Genomic DNA, 26181 nt, shown 5'->3' on the forward strand with positions numbered 1-26181 from the left:
GGACTGAAACACATCGCAAAAGCATCTGCGCAACGCTGCAGAATTGGCCTTCTTCTCGCCCCGAAAGGTAGCAAGCCCACGTACAGCGTTTGCGGGTGGGAGGCGTCGGCCAGCACCTGTCCTGTCACAGCTTGTTGATCAAAACGAGGTCGAAATGTTGAGAGATCAATCCTCGGATCGGGCCAAGCGTGAAGCCAACAAGGCGTTCAAGCCTGTCAAAACGCAGAAGCCGATCAATGACTATGCGAAGGACCAGCACTCCTTCAACGAGAATCGCGAGCGGCTGAAAGCGGAGCGACTGGCCCGCGAGGCCGAGCCGAAGGACCGCTCTGAATAGGACGCGTTCCCTGCCGGGTCACAATGTTGCATCCGCGCGATGAAGGCTGGCGCTGAGGGCGTCGCGTCGAAATCGACGCCTGACTCAAAGTGCGATGAGATCGGAATGAATCGTCATCGCGCTTTAGGTTATTGTCTGAGCATGATCTTTTCGGAAAACCGCTTCGCACTTTGCGCTAACGCGGCCCGTCGGGTCCGTATCATGCTTTAGAGCATCGAAAGCACGACGATCCCGTCTTCGAGCTCCCCGGAGGCCAGTCGGCTCCGCGCGATGCGCTCGAATTCCGTCCGGTACTTCTGAAGATAGCTGAAGGCCTGCTTCTGCGTCTGAAACGTGGTCGCAAGGCGGCACATCTGCCGGCCGGCGCCAAGCGCAAGAAAGAAGGTGATTGTACCACCGCTGTCCGACTTGATCCTAGGCACGATCCGCACTCTCTGGCATGTGACCGGCCCTCTCCAGATTTTCGTCGACGCAGTTGAATTCGACTATGGCGTCAGCTTTCTCTTGCGCTTCGTCAGGGTTGGTGCCGGCAGCGATGCTTGAAGAGTTGCGTCGGCCGCTTCCTTGGCTTCGCGCAGTTCGCGAAGCCGCGCCATGTTCTTGCGAACATCGACGGCCTGTCTCTCGACGTCCGCCATTGCCCGCGTTCCCTCCTCGGCAGCCAAACGCTGACGGTTGGTACGCGCAATGCTTTGGGGTGACGGTTCAGCCGACTTCTTGCCGCTCATGCTTCACCCACTCCCGCAACGGACAAAACCCGCTCAATCCCTGGGATCGAGCGGGCAGCGTGGCCGTTTCAGTACATCCGTGAAACGGCGCAGGATCTTAGGCCAGCGAGAGATTCTCTGCGCTGACCTTGCCTCGCATCTTGTCGGTCTTGGCCTCGAAGTTGACCTTCTGGCCCTCGGCGAGACCTGAGAGACCAGCCCGCTCGACTGCGCTGATGTGAACGAACACATCGTTGCCGCCGTCGTCGGGCTGAATGAATCCAAAGCCCTTTTGGCCGTTGAACCACTTCACGGTACCTGTCGTCATTATTCTTCTCCAAAGCGCATACGCGCACATTCCGCGTGACACTCACGCAGAACCAGATTCAATTCGTCGATGTCTCTGGAAAAGGAGCCCGCGGGCGCATTCAACAAGGCACAGCGGCTGAACGAACAGCACCAACGTATACCTCATCGGCGCCAGTTGCAAGGCTTGGCGGGATTTAATGCCTCATGGGCTTCGGCGGAACAATTCGGACTTTGCGGATTCAGGCCCGAAAGGCGCCTGAGGCAAGGTGAATTGCGCGTTCGCAGCCGCGATTTGGTGTCGGCTAACTGTGCTGGCCCGAGAGCGTCGATGCGATGCCGTGCTATCGAGCGCTCACCGTACGCCACCGGCAAGTTGCTCGCGGAAGACCCGCACCACTCTCCCTCCAGCCAATCGACTGTGTGCACCGAAAGACTGCCAAGCTCCACACGTGCCGGCACCGCCGCGCAGGGATAGCAGATCGCACCTGACAGTGCGGGGTCGGATTGGAAGCGTGAACGACTTGCTCCCGGCGTCGGCGTCAAGGCAAAGTGCTGGAAAACAGGGAGGTCAGCATGTCACTGCTTGGCAAGGCCGCCGTCGCGATGTGGTGGAGCGTCCGCCGCGAGCAGCGCGCGGAGTTCGGCGACTGGCATTCCCACGAACATTTTCCCGAGCGGATGAGCATTCCCGGCTTCCGGCGCGGATCGCGCTGGACCAGCACGACGGACACTGACGGCTTCTTCGTGCTGTACGAGCTGGAGCGGTACGAGGTGCTCACGTCGAAGGGATATCTCGACCGGCTCAACGCGCCGACGCCGTGGTCGACCAAGATGATGCCGCACCATCTCGGCATGGTCCGCAGCCAGTGCCGCGTCGCCGCCAGCTTTGGCGGCGGCGTCGCGACCTCGCTCGCCACCATCCGGCTTTCGCCGGAGGCCGGGCGCGAGGCGGAGTTGCAAGCACATCTCTCGGAGACGCTCGGCACATTGGCGCAGATGCCGGGACTGACGGGCGCGCACCTCCTCCTGACCGACACGCCCCGGACCAGCTCGCCCACCACCGAGCAGCAGATCCGCGGCAAGGACGGCGCCGCCGACTGGATCATGCTGCTGTCGGGTTACGATGCCGACGCGATCGAGCAGGTGACCGCCGACCGACTTTCGCCGGCGGCGCTTGGCGCTCTGGGCGCGCAGGACAATCCGACGATCGGCCGCTACCGGCTCGCCTTCACGATGACGCCGCAGGATGTGGCAACGATCTGACGGATCGGTCGTCCGGCCGGCCGCGAGGTAGATCTCGCACCAGGCGAGCTCGATTCAATTGAGCGCGCAAACGGCCAACCGTTGCACATGGGGGATGTGTTTCAGGTTCTCGCGTGCAGCACGAAGGCGGACAAGGCTCGCCAGGTGTGAGCTCAGCTCCCCTCGCCTGCATCCTCATCGCTGCCCTCCTCGCCTGCGACATATTCGAGGATGTCTCCGGGCTGACAATCGAGCTCGCGGCAGATCGCGGCCAGGGTCGAGAAGCGCATCGCCCTCGCCTTGCCCGTTTTCAGGACCGACAGGTTCTGGATGGAAATGCCGATTGCGTCGGCGAGGTCCCCGAGGCGGCGCTTCCGCTTCGCAAGCATGACATCGAGGTTCACGACGATCGGCACAAGCATTCACCTCAGATCGTCAGCTCGTTTTCGGACTGCAGCAGGATGGCGTGCTCGATGACGAATTTCAGCGCCATCAGGAACATCCCGCCCGCGATCGTGCCGATGTCGACGTTGTAGGACGGCAGGAAGAACTTGACGTCGCCGATCTCGTGCAAGGCATAAGCCACCGCGTTGCTGGTGATCAGGTCGATGAACGGCCAGATCACCAGAATGATCCCCATCCACCACACGCCCTGAAGCGTCTCGGACGCGAAGATCCGGCCGTGTGCGAATCGGTGCACCATACGGTGCAGGATGCCGATCAACACGGCGAAGAACGAGAGCTGAAGCGCAAATAGCGTCCAGAACAACAGCTGTCCCGGGCGCGACATCTCGAGCGGATTGGCGACAAGGCCTGCGCATTTCACCTGGTCGGGACCAAGGCTCGCCGCGATCGAGGCGGAGGCGGTCGTGCTCCGGAGATAGGCGAGCCACACCACCACCGGCAGTGCCGCCCAGATCGCCCAGAACGCAAGATCGAGACGCCGGAACCAGCTCTGCCGGGCCTCACGTACCGATATCTCCACCACACCCATCTCCAAGCACTCCGCAATTTCCAGGCAACCACCCTCCCCCAATATGCATGTTCCGCACAATTGACTCAACCTTAAGCGCGATATATTGATCGTTTATCATGAAATATTTCATGACAATTGGTCCAATATGGAGCCCCCATGCGTTCCACCCTCGTCCGGCACCTGCTCGCAGCGCTGTTGTCCATCTCCCCGCTTGGAAACGCTGAAGCCGCAACGGCCAGCGGTCCCGCTGGTGTCTGGCTGACACAGTCTGGCGACGCGAGGATCAAGGTGAGCCGTTGCGGCAATGCGCTATGCGGCCGGGTCGTCTGGCTGAAGGAGCCGATCGATAAGAAGACGGGCAAGGCGCAGCTCGACGACCATAACGCCGATCCTGCATTGCGCGGCCGGAAGATCGTCGGCATCTCCCTGTTCATCGACATGCAGGCTGCCGGCGAAAATAAATGGTCGGGCAGGATCTACAATGCCGACGACGGAAAGACCTATGCGAGCACCGTCAGCTTGCTGCCATCCGGCAGTCTCAACGTCCGGGGCTGCATGGGAACGTTGTGCGCGGGTGAAGACTGGACGCGTTGAGCGGCAAGCCGATCCAAAACAACGTCCAAGATAAGTTCCAAGACGACAACAAAAACAGCATCAAGGGCCGCCGGTTTCGGCGGCCCCCGTTTATCTGCAATGCCATGTCGGATCGGCGGCGTCCCGGTCGTCCTTGAGACATGAATGGGCCGTAGACGCCAAGGTCGGGCCCATCAATGCAAGAGGATGAAGGAACATGCCCAGCACTGTACGTCTGCACCGCGTTCTCTCGACCAGTCCGGAGAAAGTCTATCGCGCCTTCCTCGAGGCGGATGCGCTGGCGAAATGGCTTCCGCCGAACGGCTTTACCTGCACCGTCCATCACCTCGAGCCCAAGGTCGGGGGCACGTTCAAGATGTCGTTCCGGAATTTCACGACGGGCAACAGCCACGCCTTCGGCGGCGAATATCTCGAGCTCGTCGCGGGCGAACGTCTCCGCTACACCGACAAGTTCGACGACCCCAATCTGCCCGGCGAAATCCAGGTGACCGTGACGCTGAAGAAGGTCTCGGTCGGCACCGAGGTCGACATCACCCAGGCCGGCATCCCTGACGTCATCCCGCCGGAGGCCTGCTATCTCGGCTGGCAGGAATCGCTGCGAAGCCTCGCAAGGCTCGTGGAGCCGGAGATCAATCAGTAGCGGCGAAATCAGTATCGTAGGGTGGGCAAAGCGCAGCGTGCCCACCGATGCTCTCTCAACCTCGGAAAGATGGTGGGCACGGCGCTCCGCGCCATTGCCCACCCTACGGCACTGATGACAGCTCTCCGTCGTCATTGCGAGCAGCCAAGCAATGGCGGCTGTTGCTGGGCTACGCGCCCGCCTTCGGCGTAATCCCACCGCTTGCGGTCCATCGATCGGGGTCGGGGCTGTGTCCGATCAGCGCAAGGCCGTAGGCGATCGACTCGAACTGGTCGCCCGACATCAGCCGTTCGTTGCCGAACCGCTCGGCAAACAGCTTTCTGACGGCCGGAACGAAGGAAGTCCCGCCGGTCAAGAACACCTTCTCCACCTCGCGCGCGGTGATGCCCGCTTCGCTTAGCACCTTGTCGACGGTGGCACCCAGCCGGGCGATGTCGTCGGCAATCCAGGTGTCAAAATTCTTCCGCGTGATGGTCGAGCCGATATCGACCCCGCCGCCTTTGAAGCGGAAGTCCACCTGATCCTGCGCCGACAGCGCCACCTTGGCGTCGGACACTGCGCGGTACAGCGAAAAGCCGAGGTCGAGATCGACGATGGTGATGAAATCCTCAAGCAGCTCTGGCTTCAGCGCGCTGCGCGCAAGCTCCCGGAGCTCGCGCAGATCGCCGTTGCTCTTCATCATCGCGAGCTGATGCCAGCGCGCGAGGTTGGTATAGTGGCCGGTGGGGACCGGCAGCACCTTGTCGAACGAGCGGAAGCTGGACCCCTTGCCCAGCCGCGGCGAGACGACGTGGTCGACGATGCGGTAATCGAACGTGTCGCCCGCAATCCCGATGCCGGCGTGTCCAAGCGGCTCCGCACGCAAGGCACCACCCACGCGCGAGAAACGCATCACGGAGAAATCGCTGGTGCCGCCGCCGAAATCCGCAACCAGCACGGTGGCATCACGCTCCAGCCGTCGGGCGAAGGAGAACGCCGCGCCCACGGGCTCGTAGACATAGCGCGCGTGGCCGGCGCCGAGGCGTTCGAACGCGGCCCGATAGCGCTGCATCGCCAGCGCTTCGTCGGGATTGCCGCCGGCGAACCGCACCGGGCGGCCGACCGTGATGTTGGACGTCTCGAAGCCGAACTTTTCGCCGCCATGGCGCGCCAGCGTGCGCAGGAACGCCGCCAGAATGTCCTCGAACTTGAAGCGCTGCCGAAACACTTGCGTGGTGTTGAAGCTGGAGCTCGCCGCAAACGTCTTGAACGACTGCAGGAAGCGGTAGACGTGGCGGCCTTCGAGGAACGTCTCGATCGCCCATGGACCGCCTTCGGCCTGGGCGCCGGCGCCCGGCCGATCCTCCCAGAAGCACAGCGCCGAGACGTAGACGCTGTGGCGCTGGCCGCCGTGATCGAAGCGGATGGCCTCGACCCGGCGATCGTCCGCCGCGATCGCGACGACCGTGTTGCTGGTCCCAAAATCGATGCCGATCGAGACGGCGGCCGAGGCGCTCGACATGAACCACTCTGACAGTTGATTGGAAAAGGGGGCAGACCACTAACGGCTTTGGCTGGGCCTGCCAAGACCTTGAATGTTGCGGTGCGGTTGGATTTGGAACCCGCGCGCCGCTCTGTCCGCGCTCTTTTGCCTCCGTAATGGGGGCCTTTTGGGGCCGATCTCGCAATTCCAGCAGCCCGGCTGGCAATTTTGAGCTCGGTTCGGTCCCTTTAACGGATCATTATGCTGCAATGCGGGAGCATACATGCTGCCATGCAATGGCATGCATGGACACTGGCATCTGGTATACGTAGATTGCCCTTCGAAATGAGACAGCATCACTGACCGTCTCGAGAAAGGGAATTCAGATGTCCAAGACCGCTTCCGTCGCGCTCGCCCCCTCCGCCTCGCTGTTCACCCGCTTCCTGGCTGCGGTCGACCGCTTCCTGATGGCGAGCGCCGAGATTTCGAATCACAACGGCGACCTGCCCCGCTTCGGCCTGTAAGCAGCGCCTCCCGCGCGGCAAGCGCGACGCGCCGGTTTCAGAACCGTCCACATACTACTTTTGATGAATGGCCCCGCAGGACGGGGCCATTTCTATTTGCGTTGTCCCGAGTCACAGCCGCAACCGATGAAGGTCCTGCGGCATTTGCGCACGGTGATCGGACCAGCGCTTGAACCTTGGCATAATGAATACAAGAATGCCCCTCCAGCGCTCGCAGAAAAATTAGAGGCGCCACGGGAGGCTTTATGACGGACATGGTGCAGGCAACGGTTCCAACCGCCGCGCGGGTTAGCGACACGTATCGCTGGACGCAATTGGCGGTCGGTGTAGCGGCGATGGTGATGATCGCCAATTATCAATACGGCTGGACGTTCTTCGTCCCCGACATCCAGAAAAAGTTCGGCTGGGATCGCGCCTCGATCCAATGGGCCTTTACGCTCTTCGTACTGTTCGAGACATGGCTGGTGCCGGTCGAAGGATGGTTCGTCGACAAATACGGCCCGCGCATCGTCGTGCTCGTCGGCGGCGTGCTCTGCGCCATCGGTTGGGCGATCAACGCGCAAGCCACCACGCTCAACGGCTTCTATCTCGGCATGATCATCGCGGGCATCGGCGCCGGCGGCGTCTACGGCACCTGCGTCGGCAATGCGCTGAAATGGTTTCCCGACAAGCGCGGTCTTGCTGCCGGCATCACGGCGGCCGGTTTCGGCGCGGGCTCCGCGCTCACGGTTGCGCCGATTCAGGCCATGATCAAGGACAGCGGATTCCAGACCACCTTCCTGTATTTCGGGCTCGGCCAGGGCATCATCATCTGCATCCTCGCCTTCTTCCTCTACGCGCCGAAGGCCGGACAGGTGCCTCCCGTTGTGCAGAACGCTGCGTTGCAACAGACCCGCCGCAACTATCAGCCAACCGAAGTGCTGCGCCAGCCGATCTTCTGGCTGATGTACTTCATGTTCGTGATCGTCGGCGCCGGCGGCCTGATGGTGACGGCGAACCTGAAGCCGATCGCAGTCGACTGGAAGGTCGACAGCGTTCCGGTGACGCTGATGGCGGTGACGATGACCGCGGTGACGTTCGCAGCCACGATCGACCGCGTGCTCAACGGTCTGACGCGTCCGTTCTTCGGCTGGATCTCCGACATGATCGGCCGCGAGAACACGATGTTCATCGCCTTCGGCATGGAAGGCTTCGGCATCTGGATGCTCTACCTCTGGGGACACGACCCGCTCTGGTTCGTGTTGCTGTCGGGCTTCGTGTTCTTCGCCTGGGGTGAGATCTACTCGCTGTTCCCCTCGACCTGCACCGACACGTTCGGCGCCAAGTTCGCGACCACCAATGCGGGCCTGCTCTACACCGCAAAGGGCACCGCCGCGCTGCTTGTCCCGATCGCCAACTACATGCAGCAATCGTCGGGCACGTGGGACAGCGTGTTCATCATCGCGGCCGGCGCCAACATCCTCGCTTCGCTGCTGGCGATCATGGTGCTCAAGCCCTGGCGCAAGGTCGTGGTCGCGAAATCGACCGCCGCCGCCTGACGCACTCCACCACTCCTTCAAGCACGACGCCCGGCCTCACGGCCGGGCGTTTTCGTTTTTGCAGAACCCGCCTTGGCTACCGCTGACGTGAAGGGAACCGCGCACTTTTCTTGCGCTGCGTCACAAGATTGGGCTTGCCTTCTGGAATATGGTATACCAATGTCCCCGCCGCGCTTGCGACGATAAGCCACAATATTTGCGACACTGGGTCATCTTGCAATCCCAGGTCGCATTCAATCAGGCGCGTTGGGAGGTTATTGATGATTTCCAGCACGGACGGCGCCGTCACAGCTGCGCCTCTTCGCACCGGTTTCCGTTGGTTCCAACTCGCCATGGGCATCGTCTGCATGGCGATGATCGCCAATCTGCAATACGGCTGGACGTTGTTCGTCGATCCGATTGACGCCAAGTATCATTGGGGCCGCGCGGCGATCCAGCTCGCTTTCACCATCTTCGTCGTCACCGAGACCTGGCTGGTGCCGATCGAGGCCTGGTTCGTCGACAAATACGGTCCGCGCATCGTCGTCATGTTCGGCGGCGTCATGATCGCGCTGTCCTGGGTGCTCAACTCCTACGCTGACTCGCTCACCCTGCTCTACGCCGCCGCGGTCGTCGGCGGCATGGGCGCCGGCGCGGTGTACGGCACCTGCGTCGGCAACGCGCTGAAATGGTTCCCCGATCGCCGCGGTCTCGCCGCCGGTGCGACCGCTGCCGGCTTCGGCGCGGGCGCCGCGCTCACCATTGTGCCGATCGCGACCATGATCGTAACGAGCGGCTACCAGCACGCGTTCCTCACCTTCGGCATCGGCCAGGGCCTGATCGTGTTCGTGCTCGCCTTCTTCATCCAGCCGCCGCGGATCTCGATTCCGCCGAAGAAGAAGCAGCTCAATCTGCCGCAGACCAAGATCGACTTCACCCCGCCGCAGGTGCTGCGCACCCCTATTTTCTGGGTGATGTATCTCGTTTTCGTCATGGTCGCCTCCGGCGGCCTGATGACCGCGGCACAGATCGGCCCGATCGCGCACGACTTCAAGATCGCCGACACGCCGGTGACGCTCGCGGGCTTCCAGATGGCGGCATTGACGTTCGCGATCTCGCTCGACCGCATCTTCGACGGTTTCGGACGTCCCTTCTTCGGCTGGGTCTCCGACACGATCGGCCGCGAGCACACCATGTTCATCGCGTTCGGCACCGCGGCGGTGATGCTGCTGACGCTGTCGGCCTATGGAAACATACCGATCGTCTTCGTGCTCGCGACCGCGGTTTACTTCGGCGTGTTCGGCGAGATCTACTCGCTGTTCCCCGCCACCTGCGGCGACACCTTCGGTTCGAAATACGCAACCACCAACAACGGCATGCTCTACACCGCGAAGGGCACGGCATCCCTGCTCGTCCCGCTCGCCAGCGTGATCTCGGCAACTTACGGCTGGAAGGCCGTGTTCGTGGTCGCGGTGGCGCTGAACGCGACGGCGGCGCTGACGGCGCTGTTCGTGATCAAGCCGCTGCGCCGCTCCTTCATCCTCGGCAAGGAAGCCGAGAGCGCCAACGCCGCGACCGGCAACGCCAAGACCGAGACAGCGTAGCGACCACACGCCTTTCAATCGGTCGAAAGGGGCGCAGCGATGCGTCCCTTTTTCTTTTTGGCACGATGACAAACGTCAGTATTGCTGCCGCAAGAATTTTCGGATCAGCCAAATCGAACGCTTGACGATTGGCATTATGTATACCACACTTCCCCTGTCATTCACCTAGGGAGGTTGCAATGCTGGTCGGAGACATTCTGCGCAAAAAGACACCGCGCGTTGTCACGGTGCGAATGAACGAAACGGTGGGTATCGCCGCCAAGCTGATGCGCGCCAACAATATCAGCGCGCTGGTGGTCAAGGACGTGGTCCGCTCCGAAGGCAACACCGCGGTCGGCATGTTCACCGAGCGCGACGTGGTGCGCGCCGTCGCCGAGCATGGTGCCAACGCCATTAACGTCAAGGTCTCGCAGCTCGTGTCGGTGCAGCAGCTGGTGTCCTGCAGCTCCTCAGACACGATCGAGCACGTCCGGCATCTGATGAACCGCAATCACATCCGTCACCTGCCGGTCATCGACGATTACAGCCTCGTCTCCGTCATCAGCATGCGCGACATTGCTGCTGCCGTTGACGAAGCGATCAACGGCTCGCCGCAAGCAGCAGCTTAAAGCGTCACACTTCCCCTGCGACCACCGGCCCCGGCTCGGACCTCTCCGAGCCGGACCGGATCTTTCGTCCCAAAATTCCGGACACCCGCGAGGATTTCATGAAGATCTGCATCTACGGCGCCGGCGCGATCGGCGGATATCTCGGGGTTCAGCTCGCACGCGCTGGCGCCGACGTCAGCCTGGTCGCACGCGGCGCCCACCTTGCCGCGATGCGCGAGCGCGGGCTGACCCTGCTCGCGGGCGAGGAGAAGCACACCGTGCATCCGCGCTGCACCGACGATCCCGCCGAGCTCGGCGTGCAGGACTACATCATCATCACGCTGAAGGCGCATTCGATCACCGGCGTGATCGAGAAGATGCAGCCGCTGCTCGGGCCGCAGACCCGCATCGTCACCGCCGTCAACGGCATCCCCTATTGGTATTTCTACAAGCACGGCGGCCAATACGAGAATTCGACGCTGGAGAGCATCGACCCCGGCGGACGGCAGTGGCGCGAGATCGGCGCCGAGCGCGCCATCGGCTGCATCGTCTATCCCGCCACCGAGATCGAAGCGCCCGGCGTGATCCGCCACGTCTACGGCAACAATTTTCCGCTCGGCGAGCCCTCCGGCGAAATCACCTCGGACGTGCAGCGCCTCGCCGATCTCTTCGTCGCCGCCGGGCTGAAAGCGCCGGTGCTCGACCGCATCCGCGACGAGATCTGGCTGAAACTCTGGGGCAATGTCTGCTTCAACCCGATCAGCGCACTGACCCATGCAACGCTCGACGTGATCTGCACCGATCCCTCCACGCGTGCGCTGTCGCGCGCGATCATGGTGGAGACGCAAGGCATCGCCGAGACGTTTGGCGTCAAATTCCGCGTCGACGTCGAGCGCCGCATCGAGGGCGCCCGCAAGGTCGGCGCGCACAAGACCTCGATGCTCCAGGATCTCGAGCGCGGCCGTCCGATGGAGATCGACCCGCTCGTCACCGTGGTGCAGGAGATGGGCCGCCTTACCGGCATCGCCACACCCGCGCTCGACTCGGTGCTGGCGATGGTGACCCAGCGCGCCCGCATCGCCGGCCTCTATGACGGCGTCTCCGCGCCTGCCGATCCCCGTGCACTGGCGGTGGCGTGATGGCGGGCGAAATGAAACAGTGGCTGCGCTTCCGCCATGCCGGTGCGACCGGTTTCGGCACCCTGACGCAATCAGGCATCAGCGTGCATGAGGGCGAGATGTTCGGCCGCCATGCAGCCACGGGCAAGACTCTGGCGCTGTCGGAGGTCGAGCTGCTCGCGCCCTGCACACCCAGCAAGATCGTCGCGCTGTGGAATAATTTCCACGCGCTCGCCGCCAAGCTGAACCAGCCCGAGCCGCCGGAGCCGCTCTATCTGCTGAAGGCGACCACCACGATCACGACGCCGGGCGCCGTGATCCGCCGCCCCTCTTACTACGACGGCAAGACCACCTATGAGGGCGAGCTCGGCATCGTCATCGGCAGGACCTGCGCCCGCGTCTCGCCGGCGGAAGCGGACAGCTTCATCTTCGGTTACACCTGCGTCAACGACATCACCGCCAACGACATCCTGACCAGCGATCCCACTTTCCCGCAATGGGCCCGCGCCAAGGGCATCGATGATTACGGCCCGTTCGGCCCCGTCATCGCAACCCGCCTCGATCCGGCCAAGCTCACCGTGCGCACCATCCTCAACGGGGCGGAGCGGCAGAACTATCCGATCTCGGACATGATCTTCACGGCGCAGGAGCTGGTCAGCAAAATCTCCCACGACATGACCCTGCTTCCCGGCGACCTGATCGCCGTCGGCACTTCGGTCGGCGTCGGGGTGATGAAGGAGCCGGTGAATACCGTGACCGTCGCGATCGACGGCATCGGCGAGCTGACGAACGAGTTTCGGCTGTAACTCGCTGCGTCATTCCTAGGCCGCAAATCCATCGTGGGCCCGGAATGAAGGCTCGCCGGCCATTTGCGCCGCAGCCCGGCAAAAATTGATCCTGCGCAAATCGGCGGTCGCGGCTGCCGCTATCCTTCCCGGCAACAGATCGATTTCTGATGCAAGGGAGGATGTCATGTCGAACGCCAGTAATGCACTTCTCTGGGCGGCTCTGTACTTCGCTCTCTCGTTCGCTGCGATCTTCGTGGTCTGGTTCGCCGACAAGATGCGCACGAACTTCCTCGGGAAATGATAGCCCGAGGCTCGCCGGCTCGCGCCGACGCCTGCTGCTAGCCTCCCCGAAAGGGGCCCACGCAGTGCCGTAGCCCGGATGGAGCGAAGCCTAATCCGGGACGGGCGTTTCTGCGCGCGCAGACCCCGGATTGCGCTTTGCTCCATCCGGGCTTACAGGCCTTGCCCCGCTCCCCGGGAAAACCTGGCACCCTGCTCTCCGCCAATCGACTGACGCAACCAGCAGTGGATCGCGCGACCGGAAACATCTGGCAACCCCGCCCGCCCCTTGATCTCGGTTCCGCTCTCCAATAGCAACTATGGCGAGAATGTGTCCCGGGTGGGGAAGTCACGATGTGGCTGTTTTTCGTGGTTGCCTGGTTTGTCCTGCTAGCCGCCATCGCGATCCTCGCCCAGCAGGCGTTTGGTTATGACGTCGCGCACCTGCCCGCGATGTTTGCGGACCTGCCGATGCCGCAGCGCATCGCAACCGGCGCGATCGTGACGCTCGGGCTGGCGCTGATCGGCGCCCCCGCCTGGCGGCTCTCGCGTCAGGACCGGCGCCTCAATACCCTGCGCGACCGCCTCAAGAAGACCCGCGAGGACGTCGTCGTCGCCCACGCCCTGCAAAACCACCTCGACGCCACCGTCCAGCACCTGATCGAAAGCGATCCCCGCGAGGCCGTCTCCGCCCTCCACGACAAGCTGGGCGAGACTGAGCAGCGCGCCCTGCTCCAGCAGGGCCGCAACGAATCCACCGACATGCACGACCAGCTCGCCGAGATCCGCCGGCGCCAGCAGGGAGTGCGAGAGATGGTGGGCAAGGTCGCCGATCAGCGGCGCGCGGTCGAGCCTGTTTTCACCGAGATCCGCGACCGCCAGAACCAGCTCGAACGCTCCCTGCTCGACCTCGAGACCGACGACCGCAAGAACAACCTCGCCGACCGCCTGAAAGATGTTGCGCGCGACGTATCGGCGCTGCTGTCACGGGTGAACGCGGTCCAGGACACTTTCGTGACCCTCAGCCAGTACAAGGAAGATCTGGCGAAATCCCATGCCGAGCTGATCCCGCTGCGCTCGTCGGACGCCGGCATCAATGCCCTGATCGGCGAGCTCGGCCTCAGCCATGACCGCCTGGCCAAGAGCATCGACGAGCTCGAGACCGGCGGCGAGGCGCCGCTCGACACTCGCGTCGAGACGCTCTCGAAGAACAAGATCGAGATCGCGCAGCGCCTCGCCCGCATCGACGACAGCTTCAACATCCTGAAAGCGATCCGGCTCGATTTCGAGGAGCTCGGCCAGCGCCAGGCCCAGCTCGAACGCTCGCTCGCCGACGTCGAAACCGACCCCGACGGCAAGACCCTCGTCGACCGTCAGAACGCGCTGAATGATTTCGTCCTCCAGTCGCGCCAGCGCCTGGGCGTGTTGCAGGAGACGCTGGCGACGCTGAACACCTTCAAGATGGAGCTGTCGAAGTCGCAGGCCGACCTCGTTCCGCTGAAGGCGCCGGTGTTCGGCATCGAGGCCCTGATCGCGGAGGTCGGCACCACCCGCGATCTTCTTGCGAAAACCGTCGGCGAGATCGAGGCGAACGGCGACGTCACCCTCGCCTCACGCGTCGATGCCCTCGCCAGGAGCAAGCGCGAGGTCGAAGACCGCCTCGCCCGCATCTTTGACAATTTCAACGCGCTCGATGCCTTGCGCAAGGACATCGGCGGCATCTTCTCGACGATCCGCAACAGCCTGAACCGGATCGGGTGAAGGGTGTGTAGGATGGGTAGAGCGCAGCGAAACCCATCATATCGCCCCGCGCAGATGGCCGATGGGTTTCGCTGCGCTCTACCCATCCTACAGACCCCCGCACTCCGAAACATCCAGACACATCACATCCCTGTACACCCGATCAATGCCGCCAACATGTCCCGCGGGTGCCGCAACTTGGACGCATTCGGCCGCCTTCTATGAGGCGTGTCTGGGGGCACGGCCGTGCCGTGTTTGGACCAAACCTTCTAGGGGTATGACTGTGAAGAAAATTGTAATTGCTCTGGGTGCGACGCTTGCTCTGGTGACGGCTGCGAACGCTGCGGATCTGCCGCGTCGCCAGCCCGTTCCCGTCTATCCTGCGGAGCAGGCGCCGATCGGCAAGATGCCGATTGGCAAGAGCCCGATTGGAAAGGCCCCGATCGGCAAGGCGCCCGGCCCGGTCGCTGCGCGCTACTGACGCGCAACGGAAATACGCGCAAGAAATCTGCGTAAGCGGCCGGTAGTCGAGGGGCACAACGTGACGAACACATCTGATCGATCGGGATCCTGCATCCTCGCGGGATTCGCTCTCGCGGCGATGCTCGCCTGCACCACCCCCTCGGCCTCGGCCCACGAAGCGAACAAGCGCGTTGCCGACGCCAATGCGCTTGCTACGACCGACTCCGCATCACGACCGGCGCCGCAATCGACGCGGCGCTCCGTCGCACGCGCAGAGAAAGGTCCCTACTACGTCGACTTCCGCGCGCGGACGGCGGCGAGCTGGGGCCATGCGTTCGTCTGGTACGGCAAGACCAGCGAGCGCGCCGTCGAAGTCGCGGGCCTCACGCCCGCCGGCGACACTTGGGCCTATGTGCTCGGTCACCTCACCTGGGTGCCAGCCGAAACCGGCGCGAGCTACGGCGACCTCGATCCGGACTATCTGACCGCGAACTACCGCGTCTATCTGAGCGAAGCCGACGCCAAGCGCGTCTTCGCCTATATCAAGAAATTGCAGGCGAGCTCGCCGGTCTGGAACGCTGAGACCACCAACTGCACCGGCTTCATCGGCGACATCGCCGAGTTCATGGGCCTGCAGGTCCCCTACCGCTGGCAGCGCCCGGAAAAATTCGTCAACAGCCTCAAGGAAATGAACGGCGGCCGCCAGATGGTGCGGCTGTCGGCGGAGTAGCCGTTATTCGCCTTTGACATGATTGGCGAGCATTCCTCGACAGTGCTATTGTAGGTGGTGAGCAGGCGCTGCGGGAAAGCGTCGGGCGTAGCGTAATCAAAACTCAATCGAGGCAAGACCGAGGACTATAAGCAACGCGCCCAGGTGCCGCTCATCCGTTCCACAAACCTTCACGGAGGTCGAGATGGCTAACAATCAGACGGGCTCAAGTGCTGACCGGTTGAAGCATCCATTTCTCGAAAAGCTCGGCGCGATACCGGCCGCAGCCGAGGGCCTGTTTGCATACAGCGCGAAGATCGTATGCGGCAAGCAATCCGAGGCAAGCTGCTGTTGTGTCGCCGGCGCCCGGCCGGGCGTGTATGCGACCGAGGTCAACATTCAAAATCTCAACCTGGTGACGGCACCGGTTCTGAAGTTCGTCGTGCCCTTGATCAACTCGGGCGCTGTTGTTGCGCGTGAACCCGACGTCGCCGACCCGACCACGTTCGCTGCACGTCAGGTAGAGGTCATCAAGCTTCCTCCGTTGGGGGCGACGATGGATGATTGCTGCCGTATCGCAGAGATGCTGCTGGGCGCGGCCCCGAGCGGAGACACCGCGCTCACCATCGCCATCCTGACGATTGTCAGCCAATTCGAACTGTCTGTCTCCGTCGTCTACACCGCGAACCCTCTGAGCGGAGACGGCATCAGCATCGACGTCGAGTATATTCCATCGCGACTCCTGCGGCTTCGTGGCCAAGGTTGACGCGGGATCCAGTTGGCGCTCGGCCTTCCGGGCACCCTTGGAGCAGCACCTTTGCTACCTCTCCGCCGTCGCCCCCTTTTCGCCAGGACGACGGCAGGAGAATACGCCAAGCGCCCCGCACCAAAATTATCCGCCCCACGGAATCCCCTCACGCCTCGCATGATCGCCCCGCCCCCACCGCACGGCGGCGCAATAGACATTTCCCGACCCCGGCGGCATCCTGCCGCCATCAACCGATAACAGAGCGCCACGCGAGGCGGGGGAAACAGATCATGCTGCAGACACGGTTCACAAAGCTCGTCGGCGTCGAGCACCCGATCGTCCAGGGCGGCATGCAATGGGTCGGACGCGCCGAGCTGGTCGCCGCGGTCGCGAACGCCGGCGCGCTCGGCTTCATCACGGCGCTGACCCAGCCGACCCCGGAAGACCTGACCAAGGAGATCGCGCGCTGCCGCGACCTCACCGACAAGCCCTTTGGCGTCAACCTCACCATCCTGCCCGCGATCAAGCCGCCGCCCTACGCCGAATACCGCGCCGCCATCATCGAGGCCGGCATCACCGTGGTCGAGACCGCCGGCAACAAGCCGCAGGAGCATGTCGACGAGTTCAGGAGGCATGGCGTCAAGATCGTGCACAAATGCACCAGCGTCCGCCACGCGCTCTCGGCCGAGCGCATGGGCGTCGACGCCATCTCGATCGACGGGTTCGAATGCGCCGGCCACCCCGGCGAGGACGACACCCCCGGCCTGATCCTGATCCCGGCCGCCGCCAACAAGATCAAGATCCCGATGATCGCCTCGGGCGGCTTTGCCGATGCCCGCGGCCTCGTCGCCGCCCTGGCGCTCGGCGCCGAGGGCATCAACATGGGCACCCGCTTCATGGCCACCAAGGAAAGCCCGATCCACCAGCTCATCAAGGAGAAGATCGTCGCCAATGACGAGCGCGAGACCGAGCTGATCTTCCGCACCATGCGCAACACCTCGCGCGTTGCCAAAAACGACATCTCGACCAAGGTCGTCGCCATGGAGAAGGAAGGCGCGAAGTTCGAGGACATCCGCGAGCTGGTTGCGGGCGCCCGTGGTAAGATGGTCTATGCGACCGGCAATTCGGACGAAGGCATCTGGTCGGCGGGCCAGGTGCAGGGCCTGATCCAGGACATCCCGAGCTGCGCCGAGCTGATCTCCCGCATCGTGCGCGAGGCCGAAGCCATCATTCGCAGCCGGCTCGAAGGCATGATCGCTCATCCGAGCGCACAAGCCGCTGAATAATCACTGCAAGAAGCGAGAGTAATTCATGAAGGCTTATGTCTACGGCCCTGACGGCGCTCAGATTTCCGACGTCGCTCAACCAAAGCCTAAGGGCACGCAGGTGCTGGTCCGCGTCCGCGCCTGCGGGCTGAACCGCGCCGACACCGGCATGCGCAAGGGCCACGCCCATGGCGCCGCCGGCGGTGCCGGCACCGTGCTCGGCATGGAATGGGCCGGCGAGGTCGCCGAGCTCGGACCGGATGCCAAGGGCGTGAAGGTCGGCGACCGCATCATGGGCTCGGGCGGCGCGGCGTTCGCCGAATACACCCTGGCCGATCACGGCCGGCTGTTCCGCGCGCCCTCGAACATGAACTTCGAGGAAGCCGCCACCCTGCCCGTCGCGCTCGCGACCATGCACAATGCGGTCGTCACCGTTGGCGGCATTCAGCCCGGGCAAGCCGTGCTGATCCAGGGGGCGAGCTCCGGCGTCGGCCTGATGGCGATGCAGATTGCGCGGCTCAAGGGCGCCAAGCTCGTGATCGGCTCGTCGACCGATGCCTATCGCCGCGGCCGTCTCAAGGAGTATGGCGCCGACCTCGCCGTCGACTCCTCCGACCCCAAATGGGTGGACGAGGTGCTGAAGGCGACGAACGGCGAAGGCGTCGACCTCATCGTCGACCAGGTCTCGGGCAAGGTCGCGAGCCAGAACCTCGCCGCCACCAAGGTCAAGGGCCGCATCGTCAATGTCGGCAGGCTCGGCGGCACCCACGCCGACTTCAACTTCGACCTGCATGCCGCACGCCGGATCGACTATGTCGGCGTCACCTTCCGCACCCGCACCATCGAGGAGGTCCGCGAGATCTTCGACGAGGTCCGCAAGGACATCTGGGGCGCGGTCGAGTCACGCAAGCTGCAGCTGCCGATCGACAAGGTCTATGCCTTCGCCGACATCGACAAGGCGTTCGAGCACATGGAGGCGAACAAGCATCTGGGGAAGATCGTCGTGACGCTGTGATCCCTGGCCGGGCGACGAGCGCCCGGTCTCGTAGGGTGGGCAAAGCGGAGCATGCCCACCACAGCGGTTGATCAGGAGACACTCGTTGGTGGGCACGGCGCTACGCGCCTTTGCCCACCCTACGAGACTGAGCCAGTGGCATAAGCAAGCATTCAATTCGGAAGCATTCGCAATAGTTTCGCTCCTGCAACTCACTCGCGACTACAGCTGTGGATCGTCGCTTGATGTTCAGCCCTAGGCTGCTAAATCCCCGGCCATGAGCGCACAGCACAACAAGACCTCGGTCGCAGCAATCTCGATCTTCGCCAGCGGCGGCATGGCGGCGGCCAAGTTCGCGGTCGGCATCGCGATCGGCTCGCTGGCGCTGATTTCCGAGGCCCTGCATTCCTCGATCGACCTGGTCGCGACCATCATCACCTGGGCGGTGGTGCGGGTGTCCGACAAGCCGGCCGACGAAGAGCACCATTACGGCCACGGCAAGCTGGAGAGCATCTCCGCGCTCGGCGTCACCGCACTGCTCTACGTGCTGGCCGGGGGCATCCTGGTCGAATCCTACAGCCGCCTGCGCGAGGGAACTCCGCCGCCGACCATCTCGGCCGTACCGTTCGTGGTGCTGGTGATCGACATCGTCGTGAACTTGTGGCGTGCCCGCGCCCTGCACCGCGCTGCACGGGAAACGCGCAGCCAGGCCCTCGCGGCGGACGCGCTGCATTTCGCCTCCGACGTACTCGGCTCGTTCGCCGTGATCATCGGCCTGATCCTGGCCGCCCTCGGCTTCTGGTGGGGCGACGCCGCGGCGGCCGCCGCCGTCGCCGTAATGATCGCCCTGCTCGGCCTGCGCATGGCCGGCTCGACCGTGCAGACGCTGGTCGATCGCGCCCCCGAGGGCGCGCAGGAGAAGGCCACGGCCGCGATCCTTGGCGTGCCCGGCGTGATCGACGTCGAGCGGCTGCGGCTGCGCATGGTGGGCGCGACCATGTTCATCGACACCATCGCGAAGGTGCCGCGAACCTATCCGATCGACCGCGTCGAGGAGATCAAGCGCAAGGCGCAGGCGGCGGTCGACAAGGCATTCGGCGACGCCGACCTTACCTTCACCGCCGTCCCCGTCGCGCGCGACAACGAGACCGTGCGCGACCGGATCATGGTCATCGCACACAATTCCGGCCTCGCCATCCACCACGTCACGGTGCACGACCTCGGCGCCAAGCTCATCGTCGGCATCGACCTCGAGGTCGACGCCGGGATGCAGCTCGACGCCGCCCATGACATCGCCAACACGCTGGAGCGCAGCATCCAGGAGGAGTTCGGCGCCGACGTCGAGGTGGACGTCCATATCGAACCATTGGAACCGGAACTGCCGTTCGGGGTCGATGCCGTGCCGGAACGGGTGCGGGCCATCGCCTCCGCCCTGACGGAATATGCCGCCGGCGGCGAGATCTACGACATCCACAATGTGCGTGTCCGCAACACCGACGCCGGCGAGATCGTCAATTTCCACTGCCGCGCCACGCCCTCGATGAGCGTGATCAAGGTGCACGAGCATGTCGACGCGATCGAGCGCGCGCTCCGCCGCGCGTTCCCGAGCGTGAAGCGCGTGATCAGCCACGCCGAGCCGCCGCGGGCGTGACGCGAAATGTGCGGGGAGTCACACGTTCTCGTTTCGGACTCACCACGCACGTAAGTTTGCGGACGCAAAATGCGCAAACTGCGCGTTGGATAAGAATAAATTCGCGTTAACGATTCGTTGACTCTCGACAGCCTGCGAAAACTGGATTCAAATCAGGCTTGATTCGGAAGCGATGTGGGGCTGCTTCCGAACTCAAGTTGCAAGCAGGTTTTCCAGGGGGCAGAAGGCATGTCGCGTGCAGACGCCGCGAACGTGCGCGTCCAATCCGATTCGATCAAGGGATTGGCGCAATCGATCGCGAAACCTGCCTATCATCGGCTCCTGATCGCGGAGCCGGCGCTGCGCCGCGCCGTGCCGACGCTGATCATCGCGTTCCTGGTCACGATCTGTCTCGGCGCGTTCGTGCAGGTCGTCGATCAGACGCGCCAGAAGCGGCAGGTGCTCCGCCACGACATCTCGGCGCTGGCCGACCTGCTCGCAGAGCGGATCGATCGCCTGACCTCGTCGCGGCAGGAGCGGCTCAAGAACATCGAGAACCTGCCGACGCTGCTGCCCGATCTGATCCCGTCCTGGGGCACGGCCTCCGGCCGCCACGTCGTCGTCACCTCGGCCGGCGTCGACCGCCGCATCCTCGCCCGCATTCCGATCGACCGCGACCCCTCAGGCAACGACCGCCTGCTCGATGCGATCACCACGGCGCAACTGGTCGCGGCGCCGCCGCGCGACAACAACGTCTCCGACATGACGCTGCCGAACGGCAACGCCGCGATGGTGACCTCGCGGCAGATCAAGTCGCTGCCGGGCCTCGTCACCGTGATCCAGGAGCGCAACGAGCCGATCTGGGGCTCGGACGCCGCGCTCTCGGTGACGCTGTCGGCGACCACCGGCTTCGTCGTCCTGATCCTCGGCTTCGCCTTCCACTGGCAGTCGACCCGCGCCCGCGAGGGCGACCTCATCAACGACGCCGTGCGCGGCCGCATCGACACCGCGCTCAACCGCGGCCGCTGCGGCCTGTGGGACTGGGATCTGTCGCGCGGCCGGATCTTCTGGTCGCAGTCGATGTTTTCGATGCTCGGCCTCGACGGCCGTAACGAGCTCCTCACCTTCGGCGAGGTCAATGCGCTGGTGAAGTCCGACGACATCGACCTGTTCGAGATCGCCGACCAGCTCATCTCCGGGAAGATCGACCATATCGACCAGACCTTCCGCATGCAGCACGTCGACGGTCACTGGATCTGGCTCCGCGTCCGCTGCGAGAAGACGCACGGGGCGACCGATTCCAGCGTGCACCTGATCGGAATCGCCGTCGACATCACCGAGCAGAAGAGCCTCGCCGAACGCACCGTCGAAGCCGACCTCCGCCTGCGCGACGCCATCGAGACCATTCCGGAGGCCTTCGTGCTGTGGGACGCGAGCGACCGCCTCGTGCTCTGCAACTCGCACTTCCAGCGCCTGCACAAGCTGCCCGACAGCGCCGTCATCCCCGGCACCTCCTACGAGACCGTGCTCGAAGTCGGCCGCATGCCGGAGGTGCGCACCCGCCACAACGAGACGGCCAGCCAGGGTCCGGGCGCACGCACCTTCGAGGCGCAGCTCGACGACGGCAGCTGGCTGCACATCAGCGAGCGCCGCACCAAGGACGGCGGCTACGTCTCGGTCGGCACCGACATCACCCGCATCAAGGAGCACGAGCAGAAGCTGGTCGACAACGATCTGCGCCTGCGCGCCACCGTCATCGACCTGAAGCGCTCCCAGGCGGCGCTGGAGCGCCAGACCAACGAGCTCGCCGACCTCGCCGAGAAGTATCAGCGCGAGAAGACCCGCGCCGAGGAAGCCAACCAGACCAAGTCGAAATTCCTCGCCAATATGAGCCACGAGCTGCGCACGCCGCTCAACGCCATCATCGGCTTCTCCGAGATCATGGGCTCGGGCATGTTCGGCGAGCTCGGCTCGGAGAAGTACCAGGAATACTGCCAGGACATCCTGACCAGCGGCCATTACCTGCTCGAAGTCATCAACGACATCCTCGACATGTCCAAGATCGAAGCCGGCCGCATGAAGCTCGACATGGAAGAGCTCGACCTCGGACAGACGCTCGCGGAGTCCCTCCGTGTCGTCTCCGGCCGCGCACAAGACAAGCATCTGACGCTCGACGCCGGGATCGAGAAATCGATCTCGGTCGTTGCCGACCGCCGCGCGACCAAGCAGATCATCGTCAACCTGCTCTCCAATGCGGTGAAGTTCACGCCCGACGGCGGACGCATCGTGGTGCGCAGCCGGCAGCTCGACGACAAGATCGTGCTGTTGATCGCCGACACCGGCATCGGGATCGCGCCGCATTCGCTGGCGCGGCTCGGCCGCCCGTTCGAGCAGGTCGAGAGCCAGCTCACCAAGACCTATCACGGCTCCGGACTTGGACTTGCGATCGCGCGCTCGCTGGCGCAGCTCCACGGCGGCTCGATGCGGCTGCGCTCGAAGATCGAGGTGGGCACCGTCGTCCGCGTGACCCTGCCGCGCGATGCGATCAAGGCGGCGTCCGGGATGTCGGCTGCGGCTTAGAGCATGGCGGGAAGCTCGCCTGCGGCCATCCTTCGAGACGCCCGCCTCCGGCGGGCCCTCAGGATGAGGGCAGAGTGCGCAGCAGCAGTTTCAGCGAACACCGATACAACGGAGCCTCATCCTGAGGAGACCGCGAAGCGGTCGTCTCGAAGGACGAGGCGCTTGCTCGGGCCCTGCCGAACAGGTATCCACTTCGCTCGAAAACGCTGTAGACCCTACAATTGCAGCGACGGCGCCACTTCGCGCGCGACGTTGACCAGCGCCGCGATCAGCGGCGTCATCGGATCGCGCTGCGGGATCACCATGCCGATGCTGTAATTGACATCAGGGTCGGTGATCGGGATCGAGCGCACCGTATCGGACAGGCCGAGCGTCTCGGCGAGCTTGGCCGGCATCACGCTCGCCCAGCGCCCCGTCTTCACATGCGTGAACAGCACGAGCAGCGAGTTCGAGGTCAGGGTCGGCGTCGCCTCTGCGCCGACCGAGCGGAGCGCGCGGTCGATGATGCGGCGGTTCTGCATGTCGGGCGTCAGCAGGCACAGCGGCACCTGCCCGACCTCCTTCCACGTCACCGTCTCGCGATCGCCGAACATTCCGTCCGGCGCGGTCAGCAGGCGATAGCTCTCGTTGTAGAGCGGAATGGTGCGCACCTTGCCGATCGGCTCGTTCTCGATATAGGTCAGCCCCGCATCGACCTCGAGATTTTCGAGCAGCCCCAGCACCTCGGATGAGGTGGTGGACTGGATGCGGAAGCGCACCTCGGGATGCTTGGCGCGGAACGGCGTCGTCAGCTGGGCGACCATGCCGAGCACGGTCGGGATCGCCGCGATGCGGATTTCGCCGGAGAGCTGATGCTTCAGCCCGTTGATCTCGTCACGCATGGCGCGGGCATCGCCCACGATCCGCCGCGCCCAATCCAGCGCCCGCTCGCCCTCAGGGGTAAAACCCTGGAAGCGGGAGCCGCGTTGCACCAGCATCACGCCGAGGATCTCCTCGAGCTGCTTGAGCCCGGTCGACATCGTCGGCTGCGTCACGCCGCAGACTTCTGCAGCGCGTCCGAAATGCCGCTCCTTCGCCAGCGCCAGCAGCAGTTCAAGCTTGTCGATCAACCGGTCGTCCCCTCGGATGCCATCGTGGCATGCAAGCTAGCACGGCAGGTCATTACCAACACGGAAAAACCGGCAAGCGGAACGCGATTAATTGCATTTCCGTATCGTCCGATTGCACTTCCAGATCGATCGGAATTCGCAATCGCAGCATGAGACAGCTTTATTGATCTTCGAACGATTCCAAATAGTTTGCGATCAAGGGACGCTCAATCTGAGAACAAAGAATGACAGCGGTTTACGAGCCTTGGGACGAGACGCGCGGCGCCGAGATCATCGCCGAACATGCGAAGCAAGAGGGCGCGACGCTGGTCATCCTGCACACCCTTCAGGAGGCGTTCGGCTACGTGCCGGAGGCGGCGATCCCCATGGTGGCGCAGGCGCTGAATCTGTCGCGCGCCGAGGTGCATGGCGTGTTCACATTCTACCATGATTTCCGCCACAAGCCGGCCGGACGTCATGTCCTGAAGCTTTGTCGCGCGGAAGCGTGTCAGGCTGCGGGGGGCGATGCTCTCGCTGCGCGCGCCGAGGCGAAGCTTGGCGTGCCCCTCGGTAACACGACCGCCGATGATCGCGTCACGCTGGAGCCGATCTACTGCCTCGGGCTGTGCGCGACCGCACCGTCCGCGATGCTCGACGGCCGCCTCATTGGCCGGCTCGATGAGAAGCGCCTCGATGCACTGGTCGCGGAGGCACAGCGATGAGCATGCGTCTATTCGTCTCACGCGACGCGGGTGCGATTGCGGTTGGCGCCGACGAGGTTGCGCTGGCGCTGGAGCAGGATGCGGCCAAGCGCGGCGTTGCAGTCGAGATCGTCAGGACCGGCTCGCGCGGCATGTACTGGCTGGAGCCGCTGGTCGAGGTCGCGACGCCGCAGGGCCGGATCGCCTTCGGCCCGGTGACCGAGGCCGATGTGCCCTCCCTGCTCGACGCCCTCGCCAGCAACACGCCGCATCTGCTGCGGCTGGGGGCGACCGACGAGATTCCCTGGCTGAAGCGCCAGACCCGCCTCACCTTCGCCCGCTGCGGCGTGATCGATCCGCGCTCGCTTGACGACTACCGCGCCCATGGCGGCTATAAGGGCCTCGAGCGCGCGCTGTCGCTCGGCTCGGATGCGATCCTCGCCGAGGTCACCGCATCCGGCCTGCGTGGCCGCGGCGGTGCGGGCTTCCCGACCGGCATCAAGTGGAAGACCGTTGCGCAAGCGAAGGCCGACCGCAAATTCATCGTCTGCAACGCCGACGAAGGCGACAGCGGCACCTTTGCCGACCGCATGATCATGGAAGGTGACCCCTTCCTGGTGATCGAGGGCATGACGACCGCCGGCATCACCGTCGGCGCGACCAAGGGCTACATCTACATCCGCAGCGAATATCCGCATGCGGTCGAGGCGATGAATGCGGCCATCAAGGCAGCAAAGCGCGGCGGCTATCTCGGCGACAAGATCGGCGGCTCCACCTACAGCTTCGATCTCGAAGTGCGGGTCGGCGCCGGCGCTTACGTTTGCGGCGAAGAGACCTCGCTGCTGGAGAGTCTCGAAGGCCGCCGTGGCCTGGTCCGCGCCAAGCCGCCGCTGCCCGCGCATCACGGCCTGTTCGGCAAGCCGACCGTCATCAACAACGTGCTGTCGTTCGCCGCCATCCCCTTCATCCTCGCCGAGGGCGCCAAGGCCTATGCTGATTTCGGCATGGGCCGCTCGCGCGGCACGATGCCGATCCAGCTCGCCGGCAACATCCGCCATGGCGGGCTGTTCGAGACCGCGTTCGGCGTGACGCTCGGCGAGCTCGTCGACGATATCGGCGGCGGTACCGCCACCGGCCGTCCTGTCCGCGCGGTGCAGGTCGGCGGCCCGCTCGGCGCCTACTTCCCGCGCGCGCTGTTCGACACGCCGTTCGACTATGAGGCCTTTGCCGCACGCGACGGCCTGATCGGCCATGGCGGCATCGTCGTGTTCGACGACAGCGTCGACATGCGCAACCAGGCGCGCTTCGCCATGGAATTCTGCGCCATCGAATCCTGCGGCAAGTGCACGCCCTGCCGGATCGGCTCGACCCGCGGCGTCGAGACCATCGAGAAGATCATCCGCGGCGAGCGCGTGAGCGAAAATCTCGCGCTCGTCGAAGACCTCTGCAACACCATGAAATTCGGCTCGCTCTGCGCACTCGGGGGCTTCACGCCCTACCCCGTGCTCAGCGCATTGAAGCACTTCCGGGAGGATTTCGTCCCGGCCCCGACCACGCTTCAGGCCGCGGAATAGGAGAAC

Annotated in this window: 27 protein-coding genes; 20 read left to right on the forward strand and 7 right to left on the reverse strand. The window is 64.0% G+C overall.

Going from position 1 to position 26181, the window contains the following annotated elements:
- Positions 1-154: 154 nt before the first annotated feature.
- Positions 155-337 carry a hypothetical protein gene (locus IVB46_RS23720; protein WP_063984522.1) on the forward strand — a complete coding sequence of 61 codons (183 nt, stop codon included), beginning with the start codon at positions 155-157 and terminating at the stop codon, positions 335-337.
- A 206-nt stretch (positions 338-543) separates the two neighbouring features.
- Here IVB46_RS23720 and IVB46_RS23725 read toward each other — a convergent pair whose 3' ends face one another.
- From IVB46_RS23725 to IVB46_RS23735, 3 genes are all read right to left on the reverse strand, one after another.
- Positions 544-768: a hypothetical protein gene (locus IVB46_RS23725; protein ID WP_028151477.1), complete on the reverse strand. Its 225-nt coding sequence runs from the start codon at positions 766-768 to the stop codon at positions 544-546.
- A 54-nt stretch (positions 769-822) separates the two neighbouring features.
- Positions 823-1065, reverse strand: coding sequence for a transcriptional regulator (locus IVB46_RS23730; RefSeq protein ID WP_247308555.1), 243 nt, complete (start codon positions 1063-1065; stop codon positions 823-825).
- A gap of 97 nt (positions 1066-1162) precedes the next feature.
- On the reverse strand, positions 1163-1372 hold the full coding sequence (locus IVB46_RS23735; protein ID WP_028151479.1) for a cold-shock protein: 210 nt from the start codon (positions 1370-1372) through the stop codon (positions 1163-1165).
- Between the two features lie 554 nt (positions 1373-1926).
- Here IVB46_RS23735 and IVB46_RS23740 point away from each other — a divergent pair.
- Entirely contained in the window at positions 1927-2616 is a 690-nt protein-coding gene (locus IVB46_RS23740; RefSeq protein WP_247308553.1) for a hypothetical protein, read from the forward strand.
- 152 nt (positions 2617-2768) lie between these two features.
- Here IVB46_RS23740 and IVB46_RS23745 read toward each other — a convergent pair whose 3' ends face one another.
- Together IVB46_RS23745 and IVB46_RS23750 are read right to left on the reverse strand one after the other, a co-directional pair.
- Entirely contained in the window at positions 2769-3011 is a 243-nt protein-coding gene (locus tag IVB46_RS23745; protein WP_071917595.1) for a helix-turn-helix transcriptional regulator, read from the reverse strand.
- 11 nt (positions 3012-3022) lie between these two features.
- Entirely contained in the window at positions 3023-3589 is a 567-nt protein-coding gene (locus tag IVB46_RS23750) for a DUF2975 domain-containing protein (protein WP_247308551.1), read from the reverse strand.
- A 138-nt stretch (positions 3590-3727) separates the two neighbouring features.
- On the opposite strand from IVB46_RS23750, the gene IVB46_RS23755 reads away from it, so the two are divergent.
- Both IVB46_RS23755 and IVB46_RS23760 read left to right on the forward strand, forming a co-directional pair.
- Positions 3728-4165: a DUF2147 domain-containing protein gene (locus tag IVB46_RS23755; RefSeq protein WP_084795231.1), complete on the forward strand. Its 438-nt coding sequence runs from the start codon at positions 3728-3730 to the stop codon at positions 4163-4165.
- 196 nt (positions 4166-4361) lie between these two features.
- Positions 4362-4805 (forward strand): SRPBCC family protein, encoded by a 444-nt coding sequence (locus IVB46_RS23760; RefSeq protein ID WP_063984525.1) that lies wholly within the window; start codon positions 4362-4364, stop codon positions 4803-4805.
- A 169-nt stretch (positions 4806-4974) separates the two neighbouring features.
- On the opposite strand, the gene IVB46_RS23765 is transcribed toward IVB46_RS23760, so the two are convergent.
- Complete coding sequence (locus IVB46_RS23765; RefSeq protein WP_247308549.1) at positions 4975-6306, reverse strand: Hsp70 family protein; 1332 nt, start codon at positions 6304-6306, stop codon at positions 4975-4977.
- 347 nt (positions 6307-6653) lie between these two features.
- Between IVB46_RS23765 and IVB46_RS23770 the strand changes: the two genes are divergently transcribed.
- From IVB46_RS23770 to IVB46_RS23835, 14 genes are all read left to right on the forward strand, one after another.
- Positions 6654-6791 (forward strand): hypothetical protein, encoded by a 138-nt coding sequence (locus IVB46_RS23770; protein ID WP_166098301.1) that lies wholly within the window; start codon positions 6654-6656, stop codon positions 6789-6791.
- A gap of 245 nt (positions 6792-7036) precedes the next feature.
- Positions 7037-8329, forward strand: coding sequence for an oxalate/formate MFS antiporter (gene oxlT, locus IVB46_RS23775; RefSeq protein ID WP_071915554.1), 1293 nt, complete (start codon positions 7037-7039; stop codon positions 8327-8329).
- A gap of 260 nt (positions 8330-8589) precedes the next feature.
- Positions 8590-9912, forward strand: a complete 1323-nt coding sequence (gene oxlT / locus IVB46_RS23780; RefSeq protein ID WP_071915555.1) for an oxalate/formate MFS antiporter — start codon at positions 8590-8592, stop codon at positions 9910-9912.
- 179 nt (positions 9913-10091) lie between these two features.
- Positions 10092-10520, forward strand: coding sequence for a CBS domain-containing protein (locus IVB46_RS23785; protein WP_063984529.1), 429 nt, complete (start codon positions 10092-10094; stop codon positions 10518-10520).
- Positions 10521-10618: 98 nt separating this feature from the next.
- Complete coding sequence (locus IVB46_RS23790; protein ID WP_247343545.1) at positions 10619-11638, forward strand: 2-dehydropantoate 2-reductase; 1020 nt, start codon at positions 10619-10621, stop codon at positions 11636-11638.
- Positions 11639-11649: 11 nt separating this feature from the next.
- A complete protein-coding gene (locus IVB46_RS23795; RefSeq protein WP_247308545.1) occupies positions 11650-12423 on the forward strand; it encodes a fumarylacetoacetate hydrolase family protein in 774 nt (257 codons plus the stop codon).
- A gap of 615 nt (positions 12424-13038) precedes the next feature.
- A complete protein-coding gene (locus IVB46_RS23800) occupies positions 13039-14445 on the forward strand; it encodes a hypothetical protein (RefSeq protein ID WP_247343548.1) in 1407 nt (468 codons plus the stop codon).
- 256 nt (positions 14446-14701) lie between these two features.
- Positions 14702-14905, forward strand: coding sequence for a hypothetical protein (locus IVB46_RS23805; RefSeq protein WP_063984531.1), 204 nt, complete (start codon positions 14702-14704; stop codon positions 14903-14905).
- Positions 14906-14965: 60 nt separating this feature from the next.
- Entirely contained in the window at positions 14966-15616 is a 651-nt protein-coding gene (locus tag IVB46_RS23810) for a hypothetical protein (RefSeq protein ID WP_247308542.1), read from the forward strand.
- Between the two features lie 184 nt (positions 15617-15800).
- Positions 15801-16361 (forward strand): hypothetical protein, encoded by a 561-nt coding sequence (locus tag IVB46_RS23815; protein ID WP_166098330.1) that lies wholly within the window; start codon positions 15801-15803, stop codon positions 16359-16361.
- Between the two features lie 272 nt (positions 16362-16633).
- On the forward strand, positions 16634-17629 hold the full coding sequence (locus tag IVB46_RS23820) for a nitronate monooxygenase family protein (protein WP_063984534.1): 996 nt from the start codon (positions 16634-16636) through the stop codon (positions 17627-17629).
- A 25-nt stretch (positions 17630-17654) separates the two neighbouring features.
- The gene (locus tag IVB46_RS23825) at positions 17655-18623 is read left to right on the forward strand and encodes a zinc-binding dehydrogenase (protein WP_247343553.1); all 969 of its coding nucleotides are present in this window, start codon (positions 17655-17657) and stop codon (positions 18621-18623) included.
- 256 nt (positions 18624-18879) lie between these two features.
- Positions 18880-20253, forward strand: a complete 1374-nt coding sequence (locus IVB46_RS23830) for a cation-efflux pump (RefSeq protein ID WP_085400612.1) — start codon at positions 18880-18882, stop codon at positions 20251-20253.
- Between the two features lie 228 nt (positions 20254-20481).
- Entirely contained in the window at positions 20482-22812 is a 2331-nt protein-coding gene (locus tag IVB46_RS23835) for a PAS domain-containing sensor histidine kinase (protein ID WP_085400611.1), read from the forward strand.
- A gap of 215 nt (positions 22813-23027) precedes the next feature.
- Here IVB46_RS23835 and IVB46_RS23840 read toward each other — a convergent pair whose 3' ends face one another.
- Positions 23028-23921, reverse strand: a complete 894-nt coding sequence (locus IVB46_RS23840; protein WP_014496684.1) for a LysR family transcriptional regulator — start codon at positions 23919-23921, stop codon at positions 23028-23030.
- 224 nt (positions 23922-24145) lie between these two features.
- Here IVB46_RS23840 and IVB46_RS23845 point away from each other — a divergent pair, with 224 nt between their 5' ends.
- Together IVB46_RS23845 and IVB46_RS23850 are read left to right on the forward strand one after the other, a co-directional pair.
- On the forward strand, positions 24146-24622 hold the full coding sequence (locus IVB46_RS23845) for a formate dehydrogenase subunit gamma (RefSeq protein WP_247308540.1): 477 nt from the start codon (positions 24146-24148) through the stop codon (positions 24620-24622).
- Entirely contained in the window at positions 24619-26175 is a 1557-nt protein-coding gene (locus tag IVB46_RS23850) for an NADH-quinone oxidoreductase subunit NuoF (RefSeq protein WP_247308539.1), read from the forward strand. Before IVB46_RS23845 ends, IVB46_RS23850 begins: the two co-directional genes overlap by 4 nt.
- Positions 26176-26181 lie beyond the last annotated feature (6 nt).

This window comes from Bradyrhizobium sp. 61, from assembly GCF_023073075.1.
GTDB classification, from domain to species: Bacteria; Pseudomonadota; Alphaproteobacteria; order Rhizobiales; family Xanthobacteraceae; genus Bradyrhizobium; species Bradyrhizobium barranii.